General features: G+C 66.7%; 2 protein-coding genes. Both read right to left on the reverse strand.

Annotated elements, in window-relative coordinates:
- Positions 1-216: 216 nt before the first annotated feature.
- Positions 217-11,493, reverse strand: coding sequence for a tetratricopeptide repeat protein (locus KEG57_RS30605; RefSeq protein ID WP_272425039.1), 11,277 nt, complete (start codon positions 11,491-11,493; stop codon positions 217-219).
- Positions 11,494-11,561: 68 nt separating this feature from the next.
- Positions 11,562-12,473 (reverse strand): tetratricopeptide repeat protein, encoded by a 912-nt coding sequence (locus KEG57_RS30610; protein ID WP_272425040.1) that lies wholly within the window; start codon positions 12,471-12,473, stop codon positions 11,562-11,564.
- Positions 12,474-12,802: the final 329 nt, after the last annotated feature.

Below are 12,802 nucleotides of genomic sequence, written 5' to 3' on the forward strand. Positions count from 1 at the left end.
GTTGGCAACGCCGTTCGTGGTCTTGCCACGGGCCCGTCCGAGAAACCGCGCATCGCGCGGTTTCTCGGCCCTCGGTCCAGGCCGCGCCTGGTCCGGGGTGCAGGGGGCGGACAGCCCCCTGCTGGGGTCCGGGGCAACGCCCCGCGCAAGCCCACACAAACGAAACCGCCCTCCCCTTTCGAGGAGGGCGGCTCGTTTTGGTCCGCGCGGTGAGGGTTACTCGCCGCCGATTGCGATGCCCAGCGTCTGCCGCAGCGCGAAGTACTGATCCGACACCGAGAACAGGAGCAGCTCCTTCAGCTTCTCCTGCGGCGGCAGATCACCCGGCTGCTGCGGCTCGGCCGCGATGATCTTCTTCGCGATCTCGAGGTCGCCGCAGAGCAGGTACCCGGCACGGTTCGCCGTGATGTCCACGCACTGCGACCACCGCTTCAGGTTTGCCTTCGCGCCGTCCGCCACGAACTTCTTCACGACCATCCGCAGACCTTCGATCTGCATCGGCTGCATGAACTGGCGGATCGTCTGCGCCGTCGCCAGCACCTGCTTGTCGATGTCCGGCGGCGACGGCGCGTCCGGCTGGACGAGCTTGATCGCCGCGAAGAGGAGCACCGTCAGCTCGGTGACCGTCGGGAACAGCGTCTTGATGTAGTGCTCGCCGCGATACATCGCGAGGTGCTTGCCGATGATGAACGTCAGCTCCTGCGGCGAGAACCCGGTCAAGACCGTTTGACCAGCAACCGATGAGGGCGGCTCGGCCGGAACGGCGACGAGGGCCCCCGGCACGTCGCTGCGCACGTACAGCGCCGGGCACGGGATCCCGAGCACCTGCGAGGCCCAGCCGAACGTACGCGCGAACGTGACGGTCGACGTGGCCGGATCCTGACGGAACCGCGGATCGAGAACTGGCTTCTCCTTCTTCGCCTCCAGCGTCGCGATCTTCGCCTTGAGCGCCGCGGAGGCGATCATCTCGAAGATCTTGCCGATGTAGAGGTTCTCTTCCTCGTGGAAGAGGTTTCGGAGCCACTGCTCGTTGTCGAGCCGGTTCTTGACCTGCAGCATCCCCTGCGGACGGTAGTCCTCGAAGAAGCGCTGCTCGTCCTCGTCGGCCTTGCGGATGAACGCGAGCGCTGCCGCCGTGCACCACGCCGGATCGTACGCCTTCTGCTCCACGTAGAGCCGGTAGAGCTCGTGGTAGGAGTCGGCGTTCGTCGCGTCGATCTTCACGAGCGACTGGTACTCGGCGATCGCGTCCTCCGTGTTCCCGAGGCCCGTGTAGAGCTGCGCCAGGATCTGGTGCTCCTGCACGTCCTCCGGCTTCAGGCGCGCGGCGATCTTGAACGTCTCGACCGCCGCGTTCACGTCCTCGAGCCTATCGCGGTAGATGAGGCCGAGCGCGTGCCAGAGGGTGAACTCGAGGTCGATGTTCCCCTTGCCTGCCACGCGGTGCAGCATCTTCCGGTAGGCGCGCTCGAGCTGCTTCCAGTCCCTCTGCGACGTGAGGATCTTGTTGATGCGCTCGAAGGCGTCGAGGAAGGCCGGATCGAGGTCCAGCGCGTCGTTGAACAGGTCCACCGCGCGCGGGAGATCCTCGAGTTTGTCGCGGTAGATCTGCGCCATCGTGAAGAAGTAGCGCGACTTGCGACCGGGCTGCGTCTCGAGGTCCGCGATGCGCTGGAGCGTGTCCACCATCTGCTCCCACTGCGCGACCTTCTGGTACAGCGTGAGCATCCGGTGCAAGAGGACGTGGTTCTGGGGCTCCAGATCCAGCGCCTCTTCGAGCGCCTCGACGGCCTTCGTCGGGTTCTGATCCTTCTCCCACGTATCGGCAATCTCACCGAGCAGCTTGAAGCGCTCGGCGCCGTCGATGACGTTGTCGAGGATCTGGCGCTTGTAGTGCGCGACCTGCTTCCAGTCCTTGAGCCCGTCGTAGACGGCGACGAGTGCGTCGAGCGTCGGCCGATGGGCGGGCTCCACGCCGAGGGCCTTCTCGAAGTTGTTGATCGCCTGCTTCGCCTGGCCCTGGTTCTGCTTGATGAGGCCGAGCTTGTAGTAGACGTTCGCCCGCGCTTCGGTCTCGGCCTCGTCCGTCGTCCCGAGGACCTTCTGGTAGTTCGTCAGCGCGCCGGCCCAGTCGCCCAGGCGGAAGCACACGTCGGCGAGACCCTCGATGGTCTCTCGATCCGTCATGTCGATCCCGTAGGCCGCCTGGTACGCCTTGAGCGCCTGCTCGTTCTTCCCGACTGCGACGAGCACCTTGCCGAACGTGTTCTGCAGCCGGTGTTGCTCCGGCTTCTCGCGCTTGCCTGACTTGCGGACGAGCATCTCCGCGAGGGGTTCCGCCTTCGCCCACTTCTCGTTGCTCACGTACTCCGCGAGCAGCGGCATCGCCGCGTCCTCGTTGTCGCCGTCGCTCTGGAGCGCGAGCTCGTACGCTTGCACCGCGAGATCGTGTTCACCGATCTGGTGATCGCGCAGCCTGCCGAGCTCCACGAGGAGCTTGGCGCGCTGGCGCGGCGCCTCGGTGTTCATCTGCTCCTGATCGAGGTACCGGGCAGCGGTATCCCAATCCGCGGAGTCGATCGCGATCACGCGCAGCGCGGCGAGGGTCGGCAGGTGCGCCGGATCGAGATCGAGCGCCATCTCGAAGCGATCGCGCGCTGCGATCCGATCGCCCTGCTTCTCGTCGAGCTGCTTACCGATTCGGTAATACATCTCGACGCGCTGCTTGCCGTCCGGGGTCAGGTCGGCGACGCGCGTCATGTAGTCGATGGCGCGCGACGTATCCTCCTGCTTCTCGTAGAGCTTCGCGAGCGCCTCGAGCGCCGGGATGTGCTTGTCGTCGAGGTCCGTGATGTTCAGCCACGCGTCGATCGCGCGGTCGAAGTCCTGGACCTCCTCGGCGTACACCTTCGCCGTCGCCGACCAGAGCTCGATCTTCTTCTGCCTGTCGATCGTCGCGTTGATGTGGCGATCGTAGGTGCTGATGAGATCGTGCCACTGCCGCAGTCGGCGGTAGCAACGCTCGAGCGAATCGAGCGCAGTCTCGTGCTGCGGATCGATGTCCACGACCTGCTCGAGCCTCGCGGCCGCGAGATCCGGCTTGAGGAACTGCTCCTCCTGGATCTTCGCGATCTTGAGCAGCACGTCGATGCGCTCGCGCTCGGTCGTGACCACGTCGAGCTGCATCTCGAGGACGCCCACGAGATCCGGCCACTGGTGCGTCTGGTTGTAGACGCGCTCGAGGCCGCGCATCGCGAGCAGGTTGGCCGTGTCCACCTCGAGCACCTCGCGGTAGACCTGACCCGCCTTCTCGATCTGGCCGAGGTCCTTCTCGTACAGACCCGCGCAACGCAGCTTCGTGGCCGCGATCTGCGAGGCTTCCGTCTGCGCCTTGCCCTTGCGGGTGAGGACGTCGACGAGCTCGGGGAGCAGGCCGCGATCCGTGTAGATGCGGTCGAGCGCTTCGAGCGCCTGCAGGTGGTACGCGTCCACGTCGAGCGCGCGCTTGTAGAACGAGAGGCCCTGCTCCACGTCGCCCGCGTTCTTCTCGAGCACCTCGCCGAGCTCCGTCAGGATCTCCTTGCGATCGGTGTCCTTGACGGCGATCTCGAGGGCCCGCGTGAGCATCTGGCCCTGCTGCTGCCACTGGCCGCCCTTCTTGTGGAAGTTCGCCATCTGGCGCAGCACGTCGACGTTGTTCGGGTCGATCTGCAGCACCTTGCCGTAGTACGGCTGCGAGTACTCGGGGTGCCCGAGGTCCTCCGCGTACCACTTCGCGAGATGCAGGCAGAGCCGGATCGTGCGCAGCGGATCCCTATCGGGGTTCAGCGCCTGCAGCCAGCCGTTGACCGTCTGCACGAGCTCCGGCCAGCGGTTCGTCGCCTGCGCCATGCGCTCGAGGTAACGAACCGTGTCCATGTTGTCGAAGTCGAGCTCGAACGCCGTGAGCAGCGCGTCGAACGCCTGCATGCGGTCCTCGAGCTCGGTCTCGAACACGCGCGCGACCTTGCGGAGGATGTCCGTCTTCTCGTCCGTGTCCTCGCGCGTGTCGAGGCGCGCGAGGTACAGCTCGATGAGCGGCTCGGCCCGATGCGCGGCGCCGTGCAGCTCCTCGAGCGCGAGGTAGGCCCGATCGTGCGTCGGCTCGATCTCGAGGACCTTCTCGTACGCCGGCGTGCCCTTGTCCTTGTCCTGGACCTGGTGCTCCCAGATGTCGGCGACCTCGAGGTACTCGCGGATCTTCTCTGCGCCGTCCTCGTACGCGGCCGCGCGGCCCATCTTGACGTCGATCACCTCGACCCAGCGCTCCTCGGCGCGGAGCAGGTTCTCGAGCGCCGCCATGGCCTCGAAGTCGCGCGGGTCGACCGCGAGCAGCTTCCGCCACGCGTCGATCGCGTCGTACGGCTGGACGAGCACGTTCTGGTACGTCGTCCCGAGCTCGCGGTAGAGGGCCACCACGTTCTCGGCCGGCAGCACCGAACCCGCGCGATCCACCGTCTGGTGGAGGATGCTCACGAGCTCGTTCGGATCGTTGCGCTTCCGCCAGATGTCCGCGATCGCGTAGAGCGCCTCGACGTTCGCGTACTCGATGTCGAGGGCGCGGTTGTAGTCGTCGAGGGCGAGGTCGTCGCGCGTGAGCTGATCGTTGTAGAGCTTCGCGCGACGGAGGAGCACGGCCACGCGCGCCTCGTCGGTCGGCTCGACGTCGAACTGCCGCTCGAGGACCTCGCAGAGCTCCGCCCACCGCTGCTCGCGCTCGTACAGGTTCGCGAGCGCGAAGAGCGCCTCCGTGTCCTCGCCCTTGATGTCGAGGACCTGCTTCCACATGTCGATCGCGGCCGGGATGTTGTTGAGCATCTCCGGCTCGGAGAGCAGGCGCGCCATCTTCGCGCGCACGTCGCCCTCGTTCGCCGTGATCTGGAGCTCGCGCTCGTAGACACCCATCAACTCGGTCCACGAGCCCTTGCTGCCGTACAGGCGCTCGAGCGCGTAGATCGCGGCCTCGTTGTTCACGTCGAGCTCGTCGAAGAGCCGGCGGAAGGCGCGGATCGCGTCGTCCACCTGCCCGAGCTGCTCCTCGTACACCTGGCCGAGGCGGCCGTAGAGCTCGATGAGCTCGTAGGGCTCCATCGGCACCTTCACGCGCTGCTCGAGGATCCCCGCGAGGTCGGCGTACTGCTCGAGCCCCGTGTAGATCCGATCGAGCTCGGCGAGCGCCTTCGGATCGAGCGGATCGACACCGAGCACGTAGCGGTACGTCTGCTCCGCCTTCTCGATGTCGCGCAGCTCCTCCTCGAACACGCGCGCGAGCCGCGTGCCGATGTTCGTCTGCACGGCCTTGTCGGAATGCAGGCCGAGCACGTCGGCGTACGCGTCGCCGAGCGTGTTCCAGCCGCCGTCCGTCGAGCCGCCGAGCCGCTCGACCTCTTCGAGCGTCTTCTCGTCCGCCGGGTACTCCTTGAGCGCGCGGACATACACGCCGAGCGCGCCGTCGAGCGCCACGAGCCGCTCCTCGTGGATCTCCGCCATGCGGTAGTACATGGCGAGCCGATCCGCGGGCTCCGTGAGGTGCGTGAGTTGCGCCTCGAGAACGCCCACGAGCTTCTCGAAGTCGCCCGAGGACTGATAGAGCGGCTCCAGGATCTCGCCGATCTCGAGCTGCTTCACGCCCGCCGCGAAGAGCCCTTCGAGGGCCTCGAGCGTCGCCGTGTGATCGGGCGCCGCGTTCAGGATCTCGCGGTAGACGCCGATCGCCGCTGACAGATCGTTCAGGCGGAGCTGGTGGACCTGGCCGAGCCGGTACTTGAACTCGAGCGAGTCTTCCGGGTTCGGCGACGACTCGGCCTCGCGTGCGAGCACGGGCACGAGATCGGTCCAGCGCTCGGTCATCGTGAAGAGCCGGTCGAGCGAGGAGATCGCCGTCCAGTTTTCCGCCTCGACCTCGAGCACGCGCCGGTAGCGCGCCACCGCGCTCTCCACGTCCTCGAGCTGCGTCTCGAAGATCCCCGCGAGCCGGAGCCCGAGCTCCACGAACTGATCCGGCTGCTCACCGAGCTTGCCGAGCTCCTGATCGTAGAGCGCCGCGACGTCCTTCCACCGCGTCACGTACATCGCGAGCCGCTCGATGTTGCCGAGCGAGTCCTGGTTCGCGATGTCGAACGTCACCGCCCGCGCGTACGTGTCGAAGGCCGCCTGGTGGTTGCCGAGCATCTCCTCGTGCAAGCGCGCGATGCGGTGGAGCAGCTCCACCTTGGCGTACGGATCGTCCGCCTTCGCCACCTGCACTTCGAGGACGCTGATCAGCTTGTCCCACTGCTGCGCCGTGTCGTAGATGGGCTCGAGCACGAGAGCTGCTTCGAGCGCCGCCGACGCGCCGCTGCTCTTGATGCCTTCGAGGGCCACCAGCGTGGGCTCGTGGTCGGGCATCACCTGCAGGAGATCGCGATACAGCTCGATCGCGCGCTGCACGTCGCCGAGGTGCTTCTCGTAGAGCTCGGCGATTCGGTAGTTGTAGCTGATCTGCTCCGCCGGATCGGCCGAGATGCGGGAGAGGTGCTCGAGCACGCCGAGCAGCTCGTGCCAGTTCTGGGCCTGCTGATAGAGCACGTCGAGCCGACCGAGCGCCTGCTGATCGTCCGGATCGAGCTCGAGAACGCGCTGGTACGTGTCGATCGACGCCGGCACGTCCTTGAGCTCGCTCTCGTAGACCGCGCCCATCTGGTAGTAGATGCTCTTCTTCTCCTCGGGATCGCCGACGAGATCGACCTTCTTCGTGTAGACCGCGAGCAGGTCGGCCCACCGCGACAAACCGAGGTAGAGCTTGATGAGCTGATCGATCGCGCCGAGATCCTCCGGATCGAGCTCCAGGATCTTGCCGTACACCGCGATCGCCGCGTCGTGCCGCTGGAGGATCTCCTCCTCGATCGACGCAGCCTGGAAGAGCGCGCCCTTCTTCTCGCCGAGCTCGTCGAGGATGTCGGCCTTCTGCTGCAGGATCTGCGACAGCTCCTCGAAACGATCCGCGGCCCTGAAGAGGTTCTCCAGCGCCTCGGCCGCGCCGAGGTTCCGCACGTCGATCGTGAGCACCTTGCGGTAGTGCTTGATCGCGCTCTCGATGTCGCCGATGTCCGACTCGTAGACGCGCGCGCTCATCGTGAAGAGCTGGCTCGCGAGCTCCGGCTCCTGCTGCTGCGCCGCGAGCTCCTCCAGCACGCGCGCGAGGTCGGCGAACCTTCCTGTCGCGCGGGCCAGCCGATCCAGGCCCTGCTGCGTCGTGTCGAGCGCCGGGTCGTGCCCGAGCGCGCGCGCGTACGTGTCGAAGGCCGAGTTCAGATTACCGCCGGCGTCCTCGTAGAGCGTCGCGATCTGGTGGAGCAACTCCACCTTGCGGCTCACGTCGTCGCTCCGTCGGACCTGCACCTCGTGCACGCCGATGAGCTTCATGTAATCGCCCGACGCCCTATAGAGCGGCTCGAGGATCTCGGCGATCGCCACCTCGTGCTCGGGCAGCTTGCCGAGACGTTCGAGCGCGCCGAGCGCCTCCGCGTTCGAGGGCTCGCGCTCGAGGACCTGGCGGTAGCCCTCGATCGCCGTGTCGAGCAGGTTCATCGGTGCCGACTCGCGCAGCGCCGCCAGACGGAGCATGAGCCGGATCTGCTGCTCGTCCTCGGTGGCGTACCGGAGCTGCTGCTCCAGGTTGTCCGCGAGGTCCTCCCACATGCTCTGCCGCGAGAAGAGGCCGTCGAGGGCCGTGAGCGCGACGTGGCTCGTCGGATCCTCGCGCAGGACCTCCTGGTAGGCGGCGATCGCGTCGCCGGGCTGCGAGAGCTTCTCCTCGTAGACCTCGGCCATCTGCGCGAAGAGCGCCTCGCGATCCGTGAACTCCGGCGCGAGCGCGATCCGACGGCGGAAGACCTCGATGAGGTCCTGCCACCGCTCGGTGCGGCGATAGAGCGCGTCCATCGCGGCAAGCGCCTCGCCGTCCGCCGGATCGATCTCGAGCACGCGCTTGTAGCCGTTCGCCGCGTCCTCGATCTTGCCGAGCTTCTCCGAGATGCCCGCGAGCCGCATCCAGTACTCGCGCGCGAGCCGCTCGTCGCTCAGGCCCCCCGCGATCTCGCTGAAGACCGCGAAGAGTTTGTCCCACGAGCCGGCCTGCGCCGCGAGCTGCTCGAGCTCGCCGCGCGTCTCGCCGTTCGACGGATCGTCCTTCAGGGCGCGGCTCTGCGCCTCGAACGCCCGCGCGAGATCCGTCAGGTGCTCGGCCGCCGTACGGGCCACCTTGCGCAGGAGGTTCACGCGCGTCCCGACGTCCGCCTCCGCGGCCGCGAGGATCTCGAGCGACTGGATGAGCTTCTCCCAGTCGCCGCGCGTCTCGTAGATCTCCTGCAGGATGCCGGCCGCCTCGGCGCGGAGCTCCTCGTTCTCGAGCAGCTTCTCGAGCGCGATGCGCGCGCCGTCGTTCGCCGGATCGAGGGCCAGGATCTCCCGGTAGTTCTCGAGCGCGCCGTGCGCGTCGCCGAGCTTCTCGAGCGTCGAGCCGAGCCGGTACTTGAGGTCGACCGTGATCGCGTCGCCGAGGTTCAGCTCGATGCGCCGACGGAGCACGTCGACGTAGCTCTCCCACTGCTCCTGCTCGCGGTAGAGCGTATCGAGCGCCTCGAGCGCCGGCGCGTCGGCCGGATCGTCCTGGAGGACCTCGTTGTACGTCGTGATCGCGCTCGCGGGCTCCTTGATCTCGTTCACGTAGAGCTGCGCGATCGCGTAGCGGATGCTCTTCGTTTCCTCGGTGTCCTGCGCCAGCTCGAGCTTGCGCTTGTAGATCTCGAGGAGCTCCGTGAACCGACCCGTGTCGCGATAGAGACGCTCGAGCGCCGAGATCGCCGCGGCGTTCTCGCTGTCCGTGTCGTACACGGCGCGGAACTGCGCGAGCGCGTCGTCCACGCGCTTGACCTCGTCGACGAGGACACGGCCGAGACGGAGACGCAGCGCGATCCCGAGATCACGATCCGCATCCTCGTCCGCGCGCGCGATCGTCTTGCCGTACGACGCGATGAGGCTGTCCCAGCTCCCCGTCGTGCGCGCGACGCGCTCCACGTCCTCGACGCATTGCTCGTCGCCGGGCGCGAGCTCGAACGCGGACAGGAATCGCTCGAACGCCCTCTGCGGCTCCTTGAGCTTCGCCTCGTAGAGCCCCGCGACCTCACGGTAGAGCGCGAGCTTCGTGTCGGCGTCCTGATCGTTCGCGAGCTTGACCTCGATCGCGACCGCGAGCCCCTTCGCGTTGTTGGCCTGCGTGTAGAGCGGGATCAGGGCCTCGGCCGCCGGCAGGTACCCGGCGTCGATCGTCCAGACCTTCTCGTAGGCCTTCATCGCCCGATCGGGCTTGCCCTTCTGATCCAGCCAGAGCTGGGCCGTCTTCATGAGCAAGCTGATCTTGTTCTTGTCCTCGGTCTCCTTCGCTTCCTGCGACTCGAGAACACGGATGAACTCGTCCCACTTGCCCTGCTCTTCGTAGAACCGCTGCAGGTCCTCCCAGCGAGCAACCTTCAGGTAGAGCTTCTTCAGCGCCTCCTGGGCCTTGCGCTCGTTCGGGTTCAGCGTGAGCAGCTGCTCCCACGCATCGATCGCAGCGTCGTCGTTGTTCAGGCGCTCGCCGTAGAGCGCGCCGAGCTTGCCGAGCAGCGCCTCCTTCGCCTTGAAGTCGGCCGTGATCTCGACCTGCTTCTGCAGCACGACGGCGAGTTTGTCCCAGTCCTTCGAGCGCTCGTGGAGGCCCGACAGCGCGTTCAGCGCCTCGACGTTCTCCGGATCGTCGGCGAGGACCTCGTCCCAGAGCTCGACGCAGACCTCGGGCTTCTTGACGCGCTCGGTGGCGAGCTTCGCGATCTCGAGGAACTTCTCGGCGCGCGACGGCCCCGGCGGCATCATCTGCGCCTTGCGACGGTTCAGCCCGATGAGCTTCTCCCAGTCGCGGCGCTTCTCGTAGCTCTGCTGCAGGTACTCGATCGCCTGCGCGTTCTCGCCGTCGATGACGAGGATCGCCTCGAAGCACTTCACGGCCTCGGCCGCGTTCGAGAACTTGCCCGTGTAGAGATCCGCAGCCTGCAGGTAGTACGCGATCTTGTCCGCCGCGTCGGGCACCGCCTCCGCGAGCTCGACGAGCGTCTTGACGTACTCGTTGAAGCGCTTGGCCTGCTCCTGCTTCTGGGCCTTCGCCTTGAGCTCTTCGATCTTCGCCCAGTCGACGGCGACCTCTTCCTCGACGATCTCCGTCGACACCTCGGTCTCGACCTCGGGCGCAGCAGCAGACGGCGCGGGCTCGGAGACCGCGGGCACCGAAGCCGCGGGCACCGACGCCACGGGAACGGACGCCGCCGCGCCGAGGCGCTCGCCGATCTGGGTCTCGAACGCGAGCAGCGTGGGGTGCTGCGGCGCGACCTGCGAGAGCTTCTCGAACCAGGGCCGCGCGCGGATCACATTGCCGAGCTTCTGCCAGATGATCCCGCCGGCCTGCGCGAGCATGAACGACGAGCCGTTGCCGCCGTCCGACGCGATCTTCTCGGCGAGCGTCGCGACACGCTCCCAGTCGCCTTCCTTGGCGCCCCAAAGATCACGCAGGTACGTGAACGCGCCCTCGGCCTCGGGATCGTGCGTCAGCGCCTCTTCGAGCAGCTTGGCGCCGAGCTCCGCGTTCTGATGGCGCGTCGCCCAGCGCGTGCCGAACCGAAGCGCGGCCTCCGCGCGCGTACGACCGCGCATCGCGTCGAGCACGCGGCGCTGCGCATCGACGAGCGCCTGCGAGCGCTCCTCCTCCACGAGGATCCCCTCGTAGAGCGCGGCCACCTGGCGATCGAGCGGGTTTGCCTCGTACGCCTTCGCGAGGAGATCATCGACCTCCGCCGGCGCGAAGCGACGCGCGAGCCGCGCGGCCCGCAGGAACAGGCGCGCCCGCGAAGCCGCGTCGCTCGACGCGTCGTTCGCGCGCTGGAGGATTTCGGCGACGTGCGCCTCCCACCCTTCCAGCTCGACCTGCGCGTCGGCGAGACCGGCGCGCGCCTCCTCACTCGTGCCCCCGGACGCGCCGAGCGCGCGCGCGTACGTCGACACGGCCTTCTCGTTCTCGCCGATGTCGCAGTACACGTCCCCGAGCTCCACGAGCAGCGAGGTCGCTTCGGGGCCGTCCCCGAGCCCCTTCAGCTCGAGCTCGAGGAGCCTCTGGACCATGTTGATCTTGCCCAGATCCCAGTACACGAGCCGCGCGAGGCGAAGAGCCTCGGTGAGCGTCGAATTCAGCTTGAAGGCGTCCTGCAAATGCTTGAGCGCCTTGACGCCCTGGAGGAATTTCTCCTCGAGGAGCCGCCCCAGACGCAGGTGGTATCCGGCCTTCGCCGTGGCATCCGCCTCGCTGGCGAGCCCCTTCTCGAGCTCTTCGGCGAGCCCCTGCCATTCACGAACCGACTCGAGATGCTTCAGACGCTGCGCAAGATCCATGGATTCCTCGGCCCCTGACCTGACCTACAAAAGGCCTTGCAAACGACGTCGTCGAACCGCGCCCCCGACTAGTTGCCACCGAGCCGCGTGACCAGCGTCTGCGCGGTCTCGCACTCGGTCTTGAAGCTCGCCGCCTTCGCCCCCTTGCATGCCCGGGTGGTGAAGCCCTTGAGCATCTGGACGGCTTCCTGCGTCCTCGGCGGCGTGAGCTGCGCGTAAGTGCTGCCCAAGCTGAAGAGAATTTGCACCGACTCCGGGCCTTCGTTGCCCGCGACCGCCTTCGCTGCTTCGAGTTCCGTCACCATCTCCGGGAGTGACCCGCGATCCTGGTGAACCTGCGAGAGCAGCACGTGCACACCGAAGAGAGTCTTGTCGCCGGGCTTCGCGAAGTTCTTCGCTTCCTTGAGCACCTGCTCGGCCTCCTTCGTGTATCCGAGGCGGATGTAGAGATCCGCGAGCGCCGTATAGTAACGGATCTCGGCCGGATTGTGCTCGACCGCCTTGGTGTAGTTCTCGAGCGCCTTCTGCTCGTCGTCGGTCCAGAGGAACACGTTGCCGAGCTGGTGGTAGCAGTCAGCGAAGTTCGGATCGTTCTCGATGCACTTCTGGTACGGCTCTTTCGCCTCGTCGTACGAGATCGTCTTCTTCTTCGCCTGCATCTCGAGTGCGTACGCGCGCTCGAACCAGTAGTTCGCGAACTTCGGCGCGAGCTGCGTGGCGCGGCTCAAGGTCGACGCGGTCTTGTCCCACTCCTCCTTTTTCTTGTAGGCCATCGAGAGCTTGTAAAAGATCCGATGGTTCGTGGGATCGAGCTTGGTCGCCTGCTCGTACTTCGTGGCAGCGCCATCCGGGTTCAGCGTGACCTCTTTGTCCGCCTGGTTTGCGAGGATCACGGCTTCCTGCCGGTTCCGGCTGCACCCGAGCCCCAGCATGCTCGAGACCACGAGACCGGACGCCATCACCATTGCGCCAAGCTTCATTGCTTCGCTCACCTTTCTCTTGGAGCCGGCTCCGCCGCTCCTCGCGTCACCCGCGCGCGGACAGGGCCACGGCAGCCCCACCCGCACGAAGCACGCACATAAGTCCTCGAACTTGCAGCCCAAATTGCCGCCCAGGCACAGGACGAGACGTTCTCTTGCGCGCCGAGAATAGGCGGATGGCGCGCCGAAAGTCCAGTTGGATTGTGCCCATCTCCCAAAGCGCCAAGCGTCCGGGCGTACTCGGGAGGCCCGGACGCTCCCCCGCGAGCGCCGATGCTCGTCCACAAAAACACGAAGCCCCGCGAACTCGTGACCCGCGGGGCAACGCT

The organism is Polyangium jinanense (assembly GCF_028435365.1).